Annotated in this window: 16 protein-coding genes; 4 read left to right on the plus strand and 12 right to left on the minus strand. The window is 60.7% G+C overall.

The window, feature by feature from the left end:
- Window positions 1-4 precede the first annotated feature (4 nt).
- Complete coding sequence (gene maiA, locus NX774_RS03800; RefSeq protein WP_258820818.1) at window positions 5-649, minus strand: maleylacetoacetate isomerase; 645 nt, start codon at window positions 647-649, stop codon at window positions 5-7.
- Window positions 646-1671 carry a fumarylacetoacetate hydrolase family protein gene (locus tag NX774_RS03805; protein ID WP_258820820.1) on the minus strand — a complete coding sequence of 342 codons (1026 nt, stop codon included), beginning with the start codon at window positions 1669-1671 and terminating at the stop codon, window positions 646-648. Before NX774_RS03805 ends, maiA begins: the two co-directional genes overlap by 4 nt.
- 93 nt (window positions 1672-1764) lie before the next feature.
- Between NX774_RS03805 and NX774_RS03810 the strand changes: the two genes are divergently transcribed.
- A complete protein-coding gene (locus NX774_RS03810; RefSeq protein ID WP_258820821.1) occupies window positions 1765-2661 on the plus strand; it encodes a LysR family transcriptional regulator in 897 nt (298 codons plus the stop codon).
- Between the two features lie 63 nt (window positions 2662-2724).
- On the plus strand, window positions 2725-3294 hold the full coding sequence (locus NX774_RS03815; protein WP_258820823.1) for a gamma-glutamylcyclotransferase: 570 nt from the start codon (window positions 2725-2727) through the stop codon (window positions 3292-3294).
- A gap of 55 nt (window positions 3295-3349) precedes the next feature.
- Here NX774_RS03815 and NX774_RS03820 read toward each other — a convergent pair whose 3' ends face one another.
- The 3 genes from NX774_RS03820 to NX774_RS03830 all read right to left on the minus strand — a co-directional run bounded on the left by NX774_RS03820 (window position 3350) and on the right by NX774_RS03830 (window position 5186).
- Entirely contained in the window at window positions 3350-3637 is a 288-nt protein-coding gene (locus tag NX774_RS03820; RefSeq protein ID WP_258820824.1) for a TfoX/Sxy family DNA transformation protein, read from the minus strand.
- Window positions 3638-3646: 9 nt separating this feature from the next.
- Window positions 3647-4195 carry an AAA family ATPase gene (locus NX774_RS03825; protein WP_258820825.1) on the minus strand — a complete coding sequence of 183 codons (549 nt, stop codon included), beginning with the start codon at window positions 4193-4195 and terminating at the stop codon, window positions 3647-3649.
- A gap of 73 nt (window positions 4196-4268) precedes the next feature.
- A complete protein-coding gene (locus NX774_RS03830) occupies window positions 4269-5186 on the minus strand; it encodes a PA0069 family radical SAM protein (RefSeq protein WP_258820827.1) in 918 nt (305 codons plus the stop codon).
- A 113-nt stretch (window positions 5187-5299) separates the two neighbouring features.
- Here NX774_RS03830 and NX774_RS03835 point away from each other — a divergent pair, with 113 nt between their 5' ends.
- Both NX774_RS03835 and NX774_RS03840 read left to right on the plus strand, forming a co-directional pair.
- Window positions 5300-8848, plus strand: a complete 3549-nt coding sequence (locus NX774_RS03835) for a DUF4020 domain-containing protein (RefSeq protein WP_258820829.1) — start codon at window positions 5300-5302, stop codon at window positions 8846-8848.
- Window positions 8849-8922: 74 nt separating this feature from the next.
- The gene (locus NX774_RS03840; protein WP_258820831.1) at window positions 8923-9234 is read left to right on the plus strand and encodes a hypothetical protein; all 312 of its coding nucleotides are present in this window, start codon (window positions 8923-8925) and stop codon (window positions 9232-9234) included.
- Window positions 9235-9489: 255 nt separating this feature from the next.
- On the opposite strand, the gene NX774_RS03845 is transcribed toward NX774_RS03840, so the two are convergent.
- The 7 genes from NX774_RS03845 to NX774_RS03875 all read right to left on the minus strand — a co-directional run bounded on the left by NX774_RS03845 (window position 9490) and on the right by NX774_RS03875 (window position 17430).
- Window positions 9490-11142 (minus strand): P-loop ATPase, Sll1717 family, encoded by a 1653-nt coding sequence (locus tag NX774_RS03845; protein ID WP_258820833.1) that lies wholly within the window; start codon window positions 11140-11142, stop codon window positions 9490-9492.
- Between the two features lie 121 nt (window positions 11143-11263).
- Window positions 11264-12247: a DUF4238 domain-containing protein gene (locus tag NX774_RS03850; RefSeq protein WP_258820835.1), complete on the minus strand. Its 984-nt coding sequence runs from the start codon at window positions 12245-12247 to the stop codon at window positions 11264-11266.
- Between the two features lie 107 nt (window positions 12248-12354).
- Window positions 12355-13323 carry a hypothetical protein gene (locus NX774_RS03855; protein WP_258820836.1) on the minus strand — a complete coding sequence of 323 codons (969 nt, stop codon included), beginning with the start codon at window positions 13321-13323 and terminating at the stop codon, window positions 12355-12357.
- Between the two features lie 246 nt (window positions 13324-13569).
- Entirely contained in the window at window positions 13570-14316 is a 747-nt protein-coding gene (locus tag NX774_RS03860) for a VPA1269 family protein (protein ID WP_258820837.1), read from the minus strand.
- 652 nt (window positions 14317-14968) lie between these two features.
- The gene (locus NX774_RS03865) at window positions 14969-16093 is read right to left on the minus strand and encodes a PA0069 family radical SAM protein (RefSeq protein WP_258820838.1); all 1125 of its coding nucleotides are present in this window, start codon (window positions 16091-16093) and stop codon (window positions 14969-14971) included.
- Window positions 16094-16199: 106 nt separating this feature from the next.
- On the minus strand, window positions 16200-16820 hold the full coding sequence (locus NX774_RS03870; protein WP_258820839.1) for a tRNA-uridine aminocarboxypropyltransferase: 621 nt from the start codon (window positions 16818-16820) through the stop codon (window positions 16200-16202).
- Between the two features lie 43 nt (window positions 16821-16863).
- The gene (locus tag NX774_RS03875; protein ID WP_258820840.1) at window positions 16864-17430 is read right to left on the minus strand and encodes an NADPH-dependent FMN reductase; all 567 of its coding nucleotides are present in this window, start codon (window positions 17428-17430) and stop codon (window positions 16864-16866) included.
- Window positions 17431-17442: the final 12 nt, after the last annotated feature.

Below are 17442 nucleotides of genomic sequence, written 5' to 3' on the forward strand. Positions count from 1 at the left end.
CCTGCTACTCGGCGTCTGGCTGCTGCGACGGGTGCGCGTGTGCAAACGCCGGCAATTGGACGCAGTTGGCGTTGATGCGGGCGATGTTCGGGTAGGCCGCCACGTCGATCTCGAAGCGCTGCGCGTTGAACACCTGCGGCACCAGGAAGCAGTCGGCCAGCGTCGGCGTCTCGCCGTGGCAGAAATCGGCAGCGCCCGGGTCGCGCGCCAGGTGCCCCTCGAGCGACGCCAGCCCCTCCCTGATCCAGTGGCGATACCACTCGGTCTTTTGCTCTTCGGTCGCGCCGACGGTGTGCACCAGGTAGCGCAGCACGCGCAGGTTGTTGAGCGGATGGATGTCACAGGCGACGATCTGGCACAGCTCGCGCACGCGCGCCCGCCCGAGCGGGTCAGGCGGCAGCAGCGGCACGTCGGGATGGGTCTCTTCGAGGTATTCCAGGATCGCCATCGACTGCGTGAGCGTGCCGCGCTCGTCCTGCAGGGCGGGCACCAGCGCGCTCGGGTTGATCTTGCGGTAGTTGTCCGACAGCTGCTCGCCGCCGCCGCGCAGCAGGTGCACCGGCACCGCCTCGTACTTGAGCCCCTTCAGGTTCAGCGCAATGCGCACCCGGTACGCGGCCGAGCTGCGAAAGTAGGTGTAGAGCTTCATTCGGTCCTCCGGTGGTAGTGCGCGACCTCCTGGTCGATCGCGCCGAAGATGCTCGAGCCTTCCGCGTCCAGCATCTCGATGCGCACGCTGTCGCCATAGCGCAGGAATGGCGTTGCGGGCGCGCCCCGCTCGATCGTCTCGTACATGCGCACCTCGGCCAGGCAGCAATAGCCCACGCCGCCGTTTTCGATGCTCGAGCCATGCAGGCTGCCCTGCTTGTTGGACACCGTGCCCGAGCCGATGATGCTGCCGGCCTCCAGCTCGCGCGTTTTGGCGGCGTGCGCGACCAGCTGGGCAAAGCTGAAGGTCATGTCCTCGCCCGCGTTGGGGCGGCCGAACGGCTTGTCGTTGAGTGTGACCAGGAGCGGCAGGTGCAGCTTGCTGTCGCGCCAGGCGCTGCCCAGTTCGTCCGGCGTGACCGCCACCGGCGAAAATGCGCTGGCCGGCTTGGACTGGAAGAAGCCGAAGCCCTTGGCCAGTTCGCCCGGGATCAGGTTGCGCAGCGAGACGTCGTTGACCAGCATGACCAGGCGAATCGCGCTTGCGGCCAGCTCGGGCGTGGCGCCCATCGGCACGTCGCCGGTGATCACGGCCACCTCGGCCTCCAGGTCCACGCCCCAGTCCTCGGACAGCACGCAGATCGGGTCGCACGGGCCGACGAAGGAGTCCGAACCGCCCTGGTACATCAGCGGGTCGGTGTAGAACGAGGCCGGCAGCTCGGCCCCGCGCGCCTTGCGCACCAGTTCCACGTGGTTGATGTAGGCCGAGCCGTCGGCCCATTGGTAAGCGCGCGGCAGCGGCGAGTGCGCTTCTTCTTCCAGGAAGGACTCGGCCGCGGGCGCGTTGCCGCCGTTGAGCGCCTCGTACACCTGCTGCAGTCGCGGGGCCGCGCGCTCCCAGTCGTCCAGTGCCGCCTGCAGCGTGGGCGCGATGTGCGGCACGCGCTGGCAGGTCACGAGGTCGCGGCTGACGACGACCAGGGTGCCGTCGCGGCCGCCGGTCTTGAGGGTGGCGAGTTTCATGGCGTTTCCTTCATGCAGTTAGTTGCCGCCATTAAAGAACAAAACGGACTATCATACAAACAGTATTTTCCGCCCGATTTATCGGATTATCTTATGAATCCAACCCTGCGCCAGATGCGCGCCTTCGTCGCGCTGGCCAAGACCGGTAACTTTACGCTCGCCGCGCAGCTGCTGCACTTGTCGCAGTCGGCCCTGTCGGGTTTGATCAAGGAGCTGGAAGCGGCCCTTGGCACCCGCGTGGTGGACCGCAGCACGCGCAAGATCGCGCTCACCGACATCGGCCGCGAGCTGGTGCCCCTATTCAGCCAGATCATCGACGACCTGGACGGTGCGCTTGCGAACATTGAGGCGCACACGCGCCTGAAGAAAGGGACCGTGCGCATTGCCGCGCCGCAGCTGATGGCATGCACGGTACTGCCGCGCGCGATCGCGGCATGGCAGGCTGAGCATCCTGACGTGCAGGTGCGCCTGGCCGACTGCGCCGTCGAAAGCGTGGCATCGCGGGTGCTGTCGGGCGAAGCCGACGTGGGTATTGCGCCCGAGCGCGAGCCGGCGCCGGCGCTGGACGCACGGCTGCTGTTCGAGCTGCCGTTCGCGCTCGTCTTTCCCAAGGGGCATCCGCTGGCACAGCGCGAGCGGGTCACCTGGCAGGACCTGGCGGATTATCCGTTCATTTCGCTGCAGGGCCAGTTCACCGAGCGCTTGCTGGCCGACATGCACGGCGAACTGCGCGAGGTCACGCTCAAGCCGGCCTATGAGGTGGCGTTCATGACAACGGCGCTGGCGATGGTCAGCAGCGGACTGGGGGTGACGGTGTGCCTGCCGTATGCCGAGCCGCTGGTGAGCCCGTACCAGCTGGGCATGCGCGAGCTGCAAGCGCCGCGGCTCACGCGCAGGTTCTTCGTGCATACGCGCCCGCAACGGACCTTGAGCCCGGCTGCCGAGGCGTTCGTTGCTTTCCTGCTCGATTTCGTCGCCAAGGGCGAGTAAGGCCAGCGCCTGGTGCGCGGGCGGCGCTAGAATACGCCTTCCTTTCTAGCAAACGCAGGAACGATGTCCCACAACACCATTGCGATCAACCAGCGCATGGACAGGTTCGACGGCCACGAAAGCGTGTGGCTGTTCGGCTATGGCTCGCTGATCTTCAAGGCCGACTTCCCCTTCATCGAGCGGCGAGCGGCCAGCATCACCGGCTGGACGCGGCGCTTCTGGCAGGGTTCGCACGACCACCGTGGCACCGAGACCGCGCCGGGCCGGGTGGTGACGCTGGTGCCGGACCCCGGACAGGTGTGCCACGGGATGGCCTACCTGGTCACACCGGAAGAATTCGCGCACCTGGATCATCGCGAAAAGAACGGCTACCTGCGCCTGGCCACCGAGATCAGCTTCGAGGGCGCCGGTAGCGCCGAGGGGCTGGTGTACATTGCGACGCACGAGAATGCGGCTTACCTGGGGCCGGCCAGCGAGCGCGACATTGCACGCCAGATCGCCGCCTCACGCGGGCCGAGCGGGCCGAACAGCGAGTATCTGCTGGAACTGGCCAGGGCGCTGCGCGAATTGGGCAAGTTCGACCATCATGTGTTTGAGATCGAGCGCCATTTGCGGGAGTTCATGGCGGGGTGAGGCGCCGTGAAGACCTGTCATAGGGACACTGCCGCCACCGGTTGAACGCGTTGGGCTACGCGGATCTGCGTGGGGCCAGGCCCATGTCTTCGAGCCGCAGCAGGATTTCGGTGCGGCGTTCACGCTTGATGTCGATCCAGTTGCGCCCTTCGATTGCGCCGATCAGCGCGTACAGCATGTTCAGCCCCAGCCCGGGCACCTGCGGCAACAGGCGCGCATACACCTGGAACGGATCGGCGGCACGAAGCTCATCGGGCGTGCGGATACCAACCAGCGGCAGCCATTGCTCGCAGCGCGGGCCCAGTCCCTTCATGTCGCGCAGCCGCTGCGGCCTTGGCGTCATCGCGGGCCTTCAGCGTGCTTCGAGCACGCGCCGCACCTGGGCCGCGCGCTCCTCGACCGTGCCGGTCACGATGGTGTAGGGAATGCCGCGCGCGTCCAGGTCTTCCAGCACCAGCTTCTGGATGCGCCCCCGCCATTCCTCGTTTTCACGCGCCGGGTCGTATTCGTAGGGGATGTCGTCGGCACACACGAAGTGATGCGCGTAGCGCTGCTTGCAGTCGTCCGCATAGCGCAACAACTCTTCGGGCGCTTGCTGGATGTGGCCGAAGCAGTAGCCCAGCAGCAGGGTCGTGAGCGCGCTGGTGTCCACGAACAGGTAGCGGCGCGCCTGTGCCGCCGCCTCCGCTTCGGCGTGGCGGTGCTTGACGGCGATGTCAACGTAGTCGTCAACATTCAGCTGCCCCTTCTTTTCTTCCCAGATGAAGCGCCCGATTTCGGGCACGTACACCGTGTCGAACTCGCGCGCAAGGTGCTGAGCAAGCGTGGACTTGCCGGTCGATTCCGCGCCGACAAACACCACCTTCTCGACCACTTGCGCTGCCGCGTCGCCCTCTGCCATAAGCCTGTTCCTGGATTTTCCAACCAGCAATCGTAGCCGATCCGGCCGGGGAGCGCCAATCCCGCCGTTTCTTTCAGAACAGATCCAGCTGCCCGGTCGCGTTGCCCGTCTGCTTGCCAGCCGCGGGAGGCACGACCAGGGGCCGCCGGAACTGCGACACGTCGAGCTTCTCGAAACGCCCGCGCAAGCCGCCCATGCCCAGCCGCTCCACCGTCTTGGCAAACCGTTGCTGGATCAGGTCGGCCCAGACGCCCTCCCCGTGCATGCGTTTGGAAAAGTCGCTGTCGTAGTCTTTGCCGCCGCGCATGTCGCGCACGCGGTTCATCACGCGCGCGGCGCGCTCCGGGAAATGGGCTTCGAGCCATTCCTTGAACAGGGGATTGACTTCCCAGGGCAGGCGCAGCACCACATAATGCGCGCCAACCGCACCAGCATCGCGCGCGGCCTCGAGGATCTTTTCGATTTCGGGCTCGGTGACGAAGGGGATGATGGGCGCCACCGACACGCTGACCGGAATGCCCGCCTCGGCCAGTGTGCGGATGGCGCGCAGCCGGCGCGCCGGCGCGGCCGCGCGCGGCTCGAGCGTGCGGGCGATCTCGGGGTCGAGCGTGGTGAGCGTAATGGCCGCGCACGCCAGCCGCTTTTCGGCCATGGGCGCGAGCAGGTCGATGTCGCGCTCGATCAAGGCGTTTTTCGTGATCAGCCCGACAGGATGGTTGCACTCGTGCAGCACCTCGAGCACCTGGCGCGTGATCCGGCGCTGCCGCTCGCACGGCTGGTAGGCGTCGGTATTGACGCCAATGGCAATGTGCTCGGGCACGTACGAAGGCGACGCCAGCTCGCGCCGCAGCAGGTCCGGCGCGTTGACCTTGGCAAACAGCCGGGTTTCGAAATCCAGCCCCGGCGACAGGCCCAGGTAGCTGTGCGTGGGCCGCGCGAAACAATAGATGCAGCCGTGCTCGCAACCAATCCGTCTTACCCAGTTATGCACATAGTTGCAACTGCCATGTTGGCTGAATGTCGCCCCGACAGGGCGTCTCGCTCGCCCAAACAACTATGTAGTATGTGGCCCTCGCCCGGTTACCTCTTGCCTAGAATCCATGCTTGTGCGAAATTATTGCCTTTCCTTTGGCGCGGACGGTGATGCCCAAGCTCGGCTCGATCAACTTCGACAATCGGATACTCGACGCCGCCCGCGACGGTACACTGGTCGTGTTCGCCGGTGCCGGAGTATCGATGGGGCCGCCGTCGAACCTGCCGGACTTCCGAGCGCTGGCCGAATCCATTGCTGGCGGGACTGGCAGTACCGTAGAAGAGCCACTGGACCGCTTTCTCGGGCACTTGGACCTCCGCGGCGTGCCTGTCCACAAGCGTGCTGCGGAGCGGTTGTCCGCGCCAGAGAGCCAACCGAAGGCGCTCCATCGAGATTTGATCAAGATTTTTGGAACTGTCGACCGGGTCAGGATCGTCACGACAAACTTCGACCCCCACTTCGGGGCCGCGTCGATCGCGGTATTCGGGCAAATGCCAGACCTGTACCGGGCGCCGGCTCTGCCGCGAGGCAGCGATTTCAGTGGGATCGTACATGTCCACGGTGCGCTCACCCAACCGGCCGGCCTGGTGCTCACGGATGCCGATTTCGGCCGGGCTTACCTGACGGAAGGCTGGGCGCGACGCTTTCTCGTAGAGGTGTTCCGCCGCTATACCGTCCTGTTTGTAGGCTACAGCCACGACGACGTGGTCATGAATTACCTTGCACGTGCCCTGCCGGCCGATAGCGTTGCCGGTCGATTCGCCCTGAGCCTGCCGGAAAAGGAAGGCAACTGGAAAGCACTCGGAATCACACCAATCAGGTTCGGGTTGGCTGAAGGGGGGAACAAGTACAAGGAACTGGAAGACGGCCTCCACAAACTTGCCGAGTTGTCTTCGCGCGGAGTCCTCGATTGGCAGCAGCGGCTGACCGAATTGGGGACCGGCGTACCGCCAGTTGACGACGAGGTGGCAGATGAAATCGAACAGGGACTTCGCGAAGTCCATACGACACGCTTTCTGTTACGCGCGGCCCGTGGTCCGCTGTGGCTCCGCTGGCTGGGTGCACGCGGCCACCTCGACGCGCTGTTCGGGTCCGGGGCTTTGAGCGACCGCGACACACTGCTGATGACGTGGCTGACCGACAATTTCGTCCTTGAGCAAGCTGACGAACTCTTCGAACTCATTGCGATACACCGAGGACGGCTGAACGCTGCTCTTTGGACCGCAATCGCGCTCAAGATCGGCTTGGACCAGGAATCGCCCCTCGCCTCGCGAGCGCTAGAACGATGGGTAACGATCCTGCTTGCGGCACGGCCTGCGGAAGCAGAGCCACATCACTTGGTTTGGCTCGCCAAGAAATGTGCGCGGGCCGACGAGCGTTCACTCGTGCTTAAAATTTTCTTATACCTGTGCCAGCACGAAACTCGTCTCAACCCCAACAATCGGGTTGCCGACGACCCAGATGAGGTTCCATCGCGCCGTCTGGACGCCGAGTGTGTGCTGGGCTGCGATGTCCACTTGCTCTCCGAGTTGTGGACCGATCACGTCAAGCCGAACTTGTCGGTGAATGCCCATACTTTGCTGTCCGCAGTGACCCGATCGCTGGAAGAAATCCAACAAGATCTGGCGACCTGGAGCATGGTATCGGACGAATGGGACCCGCTTAGCTATCACCGCTCCGCCATCGAGCAGCACGAGCAGGACCAGTTCCCAGAACCAATTGACGTTCTCATTGACGCAGCACGCGACGCGTTGGAACATCTTGCCGACCGGCGCCCGCTGCTCGTCGACGCCTGGCTTGAGAGCGTCAACATGACGGTATCCCTGCTGCGGCGGCTCGCGATCCACGCGACCACGAACTTGGACGGAATGTCCGCTGACGACCGCTTACGCTGGGTACTGCACCGTGTGGGTCTTGCTGGCACCATGGAGCACCATGAGGTGTACCGTGCGGTCGCGCTGAGTTACCCGTTGGCGAGCGACGAGGTGCGAAAGGTAGTGGTCGACGCCGTCGTTGCTATTGAGGTTCCGGCCGCCGTGGACTGGTCTACGGAGCAGATGACGGACTGGGCGCACTTCGCTTGGCTGTCCTGGCTCCTCAAGGCGCGGCCCGACTGCGGGTACGCCCGCGCAGCTTTGGCGCCAATCAAGCAGCGGCATCCGGAATGGGAACCGGAGGATCACCCGGAGTTCAAGCACTACAGCGGCATGACGCGTTCTGTCGGCAGTGAGAGCCCGTGGCCACCCGAACAACTCCTGGCTACGCCGGCACAAGACCAGCTTGACCCGCTATTGCATTTCAAGGGCACCCAGTTTTTCGGGCCGGGCCGGCCCGGGATGCTCATGGCGGTGACCACGGCCTGCAAACAACAGCCGCAGTGGGGCTTCGGCCTCATGGTCGCGCTGACATCGAGCAAGGCGTACTCTTCAGACCTTTGGGGCGCGGCGTTTCGCGGACTCCGCGACAGCGGGCTTACTGCCGGCGAGTGGCGCGAACTGCTCACAATCGTGAGGCGACCAGAACTGCAAGCCGCCCACGGCTCTGATATCGCCGCACTGCTTTACGCACTAGTCAAGGATGGAGGCAAGCCCTTCGCGCTCGAGCTACTGGACGAGGCCAATGATGTCGCGTTCTGTGCTTGGCAAGCAGTGCAGGTCAACGACACTGACCAGCAAGTGCGCGACTGGCTATCGGCTGCCATCAACCGGCCCTCTGGTGTCATCGTCGAATACTGGCTTGCTAGTTTGGCGGTGCTCATGCACGGGAAGTCCGGCGATGAGCGGCACCTGCCAGGCACGTACAAGAGCTGGTTCGAGAGCGTGCTCAGCGAGCCGGGATCAAAAGGCGGCTACGGCCGCGCCTTGCTCGCGAGCCAGGTGGCTTTCCTGTCTGGTATGGACGATGTCTGGACGCGCGAAAAGGTGCTACCACTTTTCACGGATTCGGACGCCGCTAGGTTCACTCAGGCGTGGGACGGCTTCTTGGCATGGGGCCAGCTCAACCAGGCGCTGGCAGGAGAGATGCTGCCTGCGTTTGGCGCTGCCTTGCGCCGTATCGAGGAGAGCGCGCCGCGACGCCAGCGATTCATTGAATTTTGCGCCGCGCTTGCCGTGTTCTATGCCGACGACCCCACGCAGGACCTGTTGCCTGTCTTGATGCATGACGGGGCGATCAGTGACCGAGTCGCCTTCTCTGCGTACGTTGGGAATTTTCTCCGCACGATGGACGCCGGGGCAAAACGAGCGCTATGGGAGCGCTGGCTGAAGCGGTACTGGCAGCAGCGTTTGGACGGCGTCGGTTCCCCGCTCGACGCGCGTGAAATCGCGAAAATGCTAGATTGGGTTGCTCACTTGGGGGACATGTTCGCCGAGGCGGTGGCAATGGCGGTGCAGGCGCCGCACCTCGTACTGGATCACAGCAGCTTGCTGGTGGCGTTGCGCCAGAGTGACCTGGTGGTGCAGTTCCCAGAAGCCGCCGCACAGTTACTCATCTACCTCTGCGATTGCGTCCGCGAGTACTTGGTCCCCGATCTCGCTAGAATCGCCCAGCGGCTTCCTCCGCTCCCGTCCGATGTCGACAGACGGCTCAGGGAGCAATTGGCGCGGGCTGGCGCGGCGTAGGCGGCGTAGAGCCAGGTGCTGGCGCACAAAGTTACAGAATATCGCTCACTCGGGACGTCGCATCGGAGGGGAAATTGGAAAGTGAACTGCAGCATGAAGTGTTTGCAGCACTCGGAGCCGAGCGGATAGCTCGCGTGCGCCTGATCACGCACCTGCACCGGCTGTCGTGGGTTGCCGGCGTGGTCTCGGCTATTGTCGTAGGGGCGCTTACGAAAGAGCCAGTTTTCTTTGTCTTGACAGGACTCGCGGTCGGTGCCGGGCTCCATCTCTACACCGAGAATGTGCTGCTAGCCCAGGTATGTCGCGGCGCGCGATATTCCAAAAGTACTTCGCTAGTGACATCAGTCGCCGCCTTGCACTACAACTGGCGGAACCGCAAGCTTTGATCGAGAACGAGGTGGCTGCCCTGCGCGCTGCTCATCGGAGGCGGCTGCCTGACCCTGACTTGCTCGAACAGGAGTTTCGAGGATTCGACTGGAGATTCTAAGTCCGCGAGGTCGTCAAGTACAGCGCGTGATCGTTGCCAGCAAGGTCTTGCTATCCAGTTCTCGAACAGATCTAAAGCGCGCTCCCTGTGCGCCCGGCGACTCCGGCCGCAGTGGCGCTTCCTACCAGCTCGGCTGTCTGCTTATCCGAGCGCTCTAGTCAAAGCTAAAGCCTTCCGCAGTACGATTACCTTGGATGCGCAAAACATATCGATAACTCGGGTGAATTTCCCAAACCAAACCGTCATCTAGATTTGCGTGTGATGTTAACAAATTGGGCCTGTCTTCGAAGTGAACAAAACCTAAGCCGGATGGATCGCTGTCATCCCTAGCAGCGATAAAACCACATCTGAATAAGAAGTGAGCAACTGTCAAGGGCCCATCAGGCGCAGTTACTCCATCAATGTTCGGGACTCCTATTCGCCGTATTATTTTGTCAGCAATATGCTCCAAAAGGTGTACTGTGTCGTATCGTTTCCGCCCTCCGCTAAACGACTCGACAATATCTTTTAACACCGCACATTGATGTCGGTGTTCTTTGTACAGATCGTCGATGCGAAATTTACCATACGACTGCATAACATCGTGAATATGATTAACCGTGATAAGCGAATTCATACTGCGATATGCATCTTTCGCGGCCAATTTGCAGAGCTGAGCCGCCCAACGAGGGCGCCCAGCAGACAGGATGTGAATAGGCCGGAAAGAGTCTACTAATCTACCCGCTCCCCAAGGGAAAAGTTCTTTGAAAACAATCCTCCGTATCGCACGTCCGTCTTCAATAGGATTGAACTCCGCATAACGCGGGTCATCAGGATAAGTTCTTCGGAAAAAGCTCAGAATTTTATTTTGTAGAATTCTTCCTGTCTCTTCCGTGCTCCAACTGAGATCAAGCATATACTGCTCGCACTTATCCATAGCCTCGTCGTGCTGTGCAAGCACAGACCAAACGTCAGTTCTTACTGCTGCTCGAATGCACAGTCCATTGACCACACTCACCAAATTTCGACAAGCACTAAAGAAGGTGCTTGCTTTGAGACGTTCGGACTCCGTATTTAGGAATGTTGAATCCACATCGTCTATAAATAGCCACACCGTTATCTCATGTTGGCCCAATACTCGTTCCAAAACTGCTTGAGAATTTGAGATTGGGACACGAGATCGCTCCACCTCAGCCCCTAAACCTTTAATCTTTAATCGATCAACCAGCGCGCCTACAATATTCCTATTCCTAAACCCAGCGAGTTCCGACGATTCGATTAGGAGCATCTTGTCATCAGTGAACCCGAAATTCAGAATCGCGCCGAGCTCTAGATTTATCTGGGTACAAATTCGCTGCTGCCACCCGTAAACAAGTGCAGCGGGCGTGTCGGTTTTCACATCCTGCAGCGCAATCAGGTCAGAGGCTTTTACATATATTAGAAGTTCGCCCTTCTGAGCTTTTTGGCGACGGTACAATGTCTGCTTTAATAAAGCCGATTTGCCTACTCCTTTCCGCGAGCGGACAATCGACAGTTTGCAATCTGGAGAATAGAATCGGTCAAAATCAGCTTTATCAAGAAAGTAACTATTCAGTACTTCCAAGTCCTCGTCATCACCCGCTTCATTGCCAAATAGCTCCGCCGAGAGGAAATCGCGGCGGTGTACAGCCCTTGTTGGGTACGGCGAAGTCTCTGCCGTCTCCAGCGTCGACGTCGCCTCGTGCCGTATGCCAGGATCTTGATCGCAGGATTCTCCAGCTTGCCCAGGTGCCGCTGGATTTTGATGCTGCAACGGAGAGCGCTTGCGAGAGTTTCGATGTTTAGTCATGATCCACCCATCGTTAAAGTTGCCATAAGCATACACTCAAACAGGATTTCATTGTCGGTTTACGCTCCATGGCGGACATTGTGCCAAGGTCTAGCACATGAATCAGCTTGGCGAGCAGCAACTAGCGAAGCCGGCGCGGGGAGACACGAATTTGCTGCTCGAGATCCTTCACCAAGTCACTTCCACGTTTCAACTCGCCATCATTGCGCAGGTAGAAAAACTTATCGTCTCGCGCATATACTTGACGCGTTGCATGCCAGATCAGGGCGGTATTTGCGAACGCCACCTGATGCATGTTTGCCTCGAGTACACCGCCAACTCCCTCAAATTGGCCCACCATAAGCAAATCATGGGATATTGGGAAGAGTAATTCTGTGCCGCGCAAGCCAAAGCCGGGGGACGAAAAAAAGCCACGCGGTTTTTGTTCGGCCCACTGTAACCCAACAGGATGGTCCGAAGTGACGAACCCGCCAGTGCCGGGTTGTGCTCGAATAAGCGTCCAAGTGCGCCGTCCCAAGAGCGGTAAAACGGTATCCACGAGATTCAGTTCGTTGTCGACATGGCGCGTAGTGGCAACTTCGATGGTGTACTCACCTCGGTCCACAAAGTCTCTCATATCCTCGTAACTCACCGACCTATCCTTATCGATATAGCCGTCCTCGACCGCGCGTTCGAAGGTAGCTTCATAGCGCACTTTGCTGGCAACGGTTAGAGACATCATCTGTCGGGCAACTCGCTCATGGAAATCGCGGACGTTCTCGCGCATACGTGGTGTCCGGACGGCCAACAAAGCCACTAGGTTCAGCACAAGGTTGTGGTCCTCCGCGTTACCGAAGTTCCGGCTGTCGCTCATGCGGCGCAGCGCCGGCGCCACCAAACTCTCGAACTTCGCGTATCCGGATTCGACATGGTCCGGCGCTACTCCCTCCGCGTCGATCCGGTTGAAGTCGCGCGCACACGCGACGTTTCGCGGGCTAGCCGTGAATGCTGTATGAGACACTTTGTCAACGACGTAGAGCTTGGCATTCTTGCTGGGGCTTTTCGCAAACCCCTTCAAATAACATTGCGGAACCCAATGATGATTTCGTGCTTGGCTTGCTGTCATACTATTCATTTTTTCGAGGACAGGGCGAATTGGGACGCTGTTTGGTGGCACGACACCACTTCTCGCGTTACAGTTATTGACGCTTTAGTTGGATACCCAAGCGAAACTCATTCATCGGCCTGCCTATTTTTTTTACGTAACCGCTCGAGCAACTCTGACTTGGTCACCTCGGAGAGCCGTTGTTCGTCAATTGTGAAATCAAGATTCATGCTCGTAACTCCGGTGCTGTACAGCCAAGGCCGCTCGAAATCGGAGTCATGCTGAGGCCTCAAAAATTTACATTCGGCTGGCGGAACACCGTTAACAATCCTTAGGGCAGATATGACATTGCAGATGGACATATGCGCAAGCTGAAGAAGAAGCGCCGTTCGCTCCAGCGACCAGTTCACTGAAGTGCGGCGCGACCGGATATGGGGACTGCTCTTTTTTGGGCCGAGCTTTTCTATCTTGAAAAAAGTTGCACCAAAAGTTGAACCGCCTAAGGTTCTCATTACCGATTCTGGAGGAGATACACCAAATTCAGGCTCGACACCGAAGGCAAGTGCGAACCCACCCGAGCGAAAGCGAAAGCCATGCTTCAAAGAGTTATGTTCGTCGATCTGCGCTTCATTTGTTAACTCGCTCGATAACCTTACCCATAGAGTCGCGTACCTTTCGACAGTGTCGCTCTGACGCTCTGTGCCCGGTAGATACGTGGCGAAGATCACGGCTGCGATTGACCTCCAATCGATCGCGGGAATTATTAGCTTCGTAGCTAATTCTGGATCTCCTTGTGTTATCCGCCCTACTACCTCCCGGAGCTGAGTATTGGAGCATTTCGCGATCCACGCATAAACACAGTCTGGTGCCTGCACAAAAGCGCCGAGCAATGAAAACATCGTCTCTATTGCGTGGTGCAGCGATTGACGAAGCGCGATCACGGCCCGCTTCTCGTCTTCCGCGTTCAAATGCGTCTCTAGAACGTAGTAAAAATAATCCGGATCCAAACCGTCGAGGAATTCGAGATTTCGCTGCTTCACATCCCGTTCCCAAAGGCAAAATGGGTCATCACTCACAGCGAAGATGGTTGACTGCATTGTGCGTTGGCAGAATGAAGGTGGAGTGGAGGATAGCCTCGTTCGAGGCTTAACTTGTCGATATTATCCATTGATTTGGAAGTGCGCACTCGGCGGCGCCTGCCAATTTGGTAGAGCTAGAAAGCCGACACCTACGAATGTCCGCTCCTAGCCGATAGTGGACGGTCGGCATGGCTCAGTGTACGAGCTTGTTGCCATCAGAGCAAGTAACAGGTTTTGTTAGGCGTTCTTGGTCATTGACGTGCCCTACGAATGCATCGTTGAGGGGAGCCTCGTCCAAATCTGCCCCATGCGCGCGGTGATCTGCAGCTTTAACAAGCACGCAACCCACCTCACAGGGCTCCACATTTCGAGCACCGAGCCTTTATCAATGCGCTGTCGGATGCGCCACACACAGTCGCGATCGGATTTGTCGAGCCGCGCCTCATCGGCCGGAAACAAATCGCTTGATTCCTTGTCACCGAAGACATTTGCCTTGCCGGCTAGCCCCTGCGCCCACACCCAGTCGCGAAAGTACGGTCCCTGTGCAACCCGTCGGCGCAGGTCGTGGATCATCCAATAAGGCATGACTTGCTTATTCGACTCGGAGCCTCTTCTTGGTCTGTGCTCTGCGCGGTTAACGCGATTCAGCGGGCTCCGGAATATGGGGAGAGTCGTTGGGGAATCTTCATCAAGATCTGCGAACTCGGGCTGGATAAGGACCCAGTCGAGAAAATCAGCGACGCAATTGTTCATCGCGGCCCCATGATCGGACTGCGCGCATTCGCACTCGAAGAAGCTAGGTATGAGCTTTGCATTTTTCCGCAGGAAGTAGTCTGCGGGCCGTGGGAATAGCTGGTTCTTGGCCAAGTAGTTGATGAAACGGTTAATTCCCGCGCAGGCAATCGCAAAGTTCCCCTCGACGATTCCGTACCACTGGGCTGCATAGGTCCGCCATTCTTCAAGTTCCGGATAGAGACGCTGGACCCGCATCAGTTGACGGTCGTCCTCCATTGACAATTCAATCCGGGGTTCGACCAAGCCGGCGTTTAGCGCTCTGCGATATGGTATTGCCCTCATCGAGCAGGCGCTTAGCTTCTTCCTTCACCGAACTTGGCACTCCCCATGGCATCGGCGCGGTGTATTTGCGTACAACAGAGTGCGATATCCCTAACTCTCGCGCAATCTGCATCTTTGGGACGCCGTCCCGAAATCGCGTTTCGATCTTCGCACAAAGTTCTGGCGATAAAGGTTGTTCCTGTGATTGGTGTAATTCGCCATTCATCTAACTTCTGTGAGTGCGGGTCAGTGTCCTTCGGGCGCGGCCGTACCATTGCCGAGTCTTTCCGTAGCGCGATCGAGCGCATCGGCCACTTCCCGTAGTTCTGGTTGTGTGTAGACCCGCTGGCTTTCCGGCGAACAGTGGTGCATGACGCGCTGGAGGATGATCTCACCGACACCCGCCTGCCGCGCCCTTTGGCCATAAGCATGCCTCGGCCCGTGAGACGTGGTACCGAATTGCTTTCCGTAGACAAGCCCGATCCACTCTACCGCTCTTTGCAGAGAGCTGAGGTACGAAGAAATCGTGTGAATTCCGCCAAGGTCGCCCCGAGTTAGATTGACCCACGCGTAGGGGTGCTGCCTCTCGACGGTCGAGCCGCTTCTTTCAGAACAAATCCAGCTGCCCGGTCGCGTTGCCCGTCTGCTTGCCAGCCGCGGGAGGCACGACCAGCGGCCGCCGGAACTGCGACACGTCCAGTTTCTCGAAACGCCCGCGCAAACCGCCCATGCCCAGCCGCTCCACCGTCTTGGCAAACCGTTGCTGGATCAGGTCGGCCCAGACGCCCTCCCCGTGCATGCGTTTGGAAAAGTCGCTGTCGTAGTCTTTGCCGCCGCGCATGTCGCGCACGCGGTTCATCACGCGCGCGGCGCGCTCCGGGAAATGGGCTTCGAGCCATTCCTTGAACAGGGGATTGACTTCCCAGGGCAGGCGCAGCACCACATAATGCGCGCCAACCGCACCAGCATCGCGCGCGGCCTCGAGGATCTTTTCGATTTCGGGCTCGGTGACGAAGGGGATGATGGGCGCCACCGACACGCTGACCGGAATGCCCGCCTCGGCCAGTGTGCGGATGGCGCGCAGCCGGCGCGCCGGCGCGGCCGCGCGCGGCTCGAGCGTGCGGGCGATCTCGGGGTCGAGCGTGGTGAGCGTAATGGCCGCGCACGCCAGCCGCTTTTCGGCCATGGGCGCGAGCAGGTCGATGTCGCGCTCGATCAAGGCGTTTTTCGTGATCAGCCCGACAGGATGGTTGCACTCGTGCAGCACCTCGAGCACCTGGCGCGTGATCCGGCGCTGCCGCTCGCACGGCTGGTAGGCGTCGGTATTGACGCCAATGGCAATGTGCTCGGGCACGTACGAAGGCGACGCCAGCTCGCGCCGCAGCAGGTCCGGCGCGTTGACCTTGGCAAACAGCCGGGTTTCGAAATCCAGCCCCGGCGACAGGCCCAGGTAGCTGTGCGTGGGCCGCGCAAAACAATAGATGCAGCCGTGCTCGCAACCGCGGTAGGGATTGAGCGACACATTGAACGGCACATCGGGAGACGCGTTGCGCGTGAGGATGCTTTTGGCGTATTCGTCCGTGACAACCGTACGGAATGCCGGCGCTTCGTCCTCGCCGTCCGCAGCCCAGCCGTCGTCGAAACGCTCGCGCTGGTCCAGCTCGTAACGGCCCTGGATGTTGGAGACGGCGCCGCGCCCCTTGCGCGCGGCAAGCGGACGCGGCGGGAGCATGGGCTGCGCCTCGATACCCTCCCTGTCAATTTGTCGCTCGCGCTCTGCCACGGCACCACCTGCACTGTACGTTTATACAGTATCTTACGCCGCGCTTACCGCGAATTCAAGCGCGATTCGCGAACGCTGCCTGTTGTGCAACGAAGTTGTCGAAGGCCATCAGCAAGGTTTGACATGCCTGCTCGTCGCACGTCACCTGGCGCAGCGCGTACGCCGCGGCTTCGAACGTGGACAACTGGTGCGGCGCGTGCGCCTTGCGTATCCGGTATGCCGACGCCGGCACCTCCGACAGGGCCAGCCGGGGCAGCTTCTGCAAGGCGGGATTCAGATACAACATCTTGCGGCTCTTGCGCCAGGTGGCATCCAGCACGACAAGGCGCAGGCGCTGCGGCGATGACAGCAGCGCACGATCGAGCCCGGGCGGCTGCGCGACGCCTGCCTGCGCGGGCGTGGGCGGATACAGCAGCAGCGGCACGCGGCCGCCGGCATGCAGCATCTCCTCGAGCGCCGCCGGGTCGAATGCCTCGCCCACTTCGATGCGGCTGCCCGGCACGCACAGGTGCAGCAGCCGGCCGCTGTTTTTCGCGTTGCCGGCTTCCAGCGGATGCAGCAGCACCAGCAGCTCGACCGGCGTCTCTACACGCGCGACCGCCGCGCACACGCAGGCGCTTCGCGGGCGCAGGCAGGCGCCGCAAGTGGCGCGGCGGGTCGGAACGGTAGCGGTCATGCGGCGGCACGGGTGTTCAGGGCCGCCGATTGTAGCAGCCCTGTCAGCCCTGCTTGCCGCGCAGTCCCTGCAGCGCGCCGCTCCAGGCGACGACCTGGTCGAGCATGGCGTTGACGGACTTCTCGTGGTGCGCGGCCGGCTTGAAGGTGGCGAAGTTTTCGAAATCGGTGAACAGCGACAGCATCACCTGCGCGCGCACGTCGGCCACCATCAGCTCGCCCATGACCAGGCGCAGGCTCTCGATCGCGCGCGCCCCGCCCGCGCTGCCGTAGCCGACGAAACCGGCGGCCTTGTTGTTCCACTCCTTGTACAGGAAGTCGATCGCGTTCTTCAGCGCGCCCGACGTGCCGTGGTTGTACTCGGGGGTGACGAACACGAAGCCATCGTACTGGCCGATCTTTTCGGCCCAGGCCTTGGTGTGCGGCTTGGAATACTGGCCCATCGACGGCGGCACCGGCTCGTCCAGCAGCGGCAGGTTGAAGTCCGCAATGTCCACCAACTCGAACGCCGCATCCGAACGCAGCCTGGCGATGTCCATCACCCATTTGGCCACGTCCAGCGCCTTGCGGCCCGGGCGCGTGCTGCCGACGATTACACCAATCCTGACCATGAAGTCCTCCTA

Source organism: Massilia agilis (assembly GCF_024756255.1).
Taxonomy (GTDB): Bacteria; Pseudomonadota; Gammaproteobacteria; order Burkholderiales; family Burkholderiaceae_D; genus Telluria; species Telluria agilis.

Excerpts from the sequence above, each read along its gene's own strand:
- NX774_RS03810 (WP_258820821.1), top strand. The coding sequence starts at position 1,765 with ATGAATCCAACCCTGCGCCAGATGCGCGCCTTCGTCGCGCTGGCCAAG.
- maiA (WP_258820818.1), bottom strand. The coding sequence starts at position 649 with ATGAAGCTCTACACCTACTTTCGCAGCTCGGCCGCGTACCGGGTGCGC.
- NX774_RS03820 (WP_258820824.1), bottom strand. The coding sequence starts at position 3,637 with ATGACGCCAAGGCCGCAGCGGCTGCGCGACATGAAGGGACTGGGCCCG.
- NX774_RS03825 (WP_258820825.1), bottom strand. The coding sequence starts at position 4,195 with ATGGCAGAGGGCGACGCGGCAGCGCAAGTGGTCGAGAAGGTGGTGTTT.
- NX774_RS03815 (WP_258820823.1), top strand. The coding sequence starts at position 2,725 with ATGTCCCACAACACCATTGCGATCAACCAGCGCATGGACAGGTTCGAC.
- NX774_RS03845 (WP_258820833.1), bottom strand. The coding sequence starts at position 11,142 with ATGACTAAACATCGAAACTCTCGCAAGCGCTCTCCGTTGCAGCATCAA.
- NX774_RS03870 (WP_258820839.1), bottom strand. The coding sequence starts at position 16,820 with ATGACCGCTACCGTTCCGACCCGCCGCGCCACTTGCGGCGCCTGCCTG.
- NX774_RS03855 (WP_258820836.1), bottom strand. The coding sequence starts at position 13,323 with ATGCAGTCAACCATCTTCGCTGTGAGTGATGACCCATTTTGCCTTTGG.
- NX774_RS03875 (WP_258820840.1), bottom strand. The coding sequence starts at position 17,430 with ATGGTCAGGATTGGTGTAATCGTCGGCAGCACGCGCCCGGGCCGCAAG.
- NX774_RS03860 (WP_258820837.1), bottom strand. The coding sequence starts at position 14,316 with ATGGAGGACGACCGTCAACTGATGCGGGTCCAGCGTCTCTATCCGGAA.
- NX774_RS03850 (WP_258820835.1), bottom strand. The coding sequence starts at position 12,247 with ATGACAGCAAGCCAAGCACGAAATCATCATTGGGTTCCGCAATGTTAT.
- NX774_RS03865 (WP_258820838.1), bottom strand. The coding sequence starts at position 16,093 with ATGCTCCCGCCGCGTCCGCTTGCCGCGCGCAAGGGGCGCGGCGCCGTC.
- NX774_RS03805 (WP_258820820.1), bottom strand. The coding sequence starts at position 1,671 with ATGAAACTCGCCACCCTCAAGACCGGCGGCCGCGACGGCACCCTGGTC.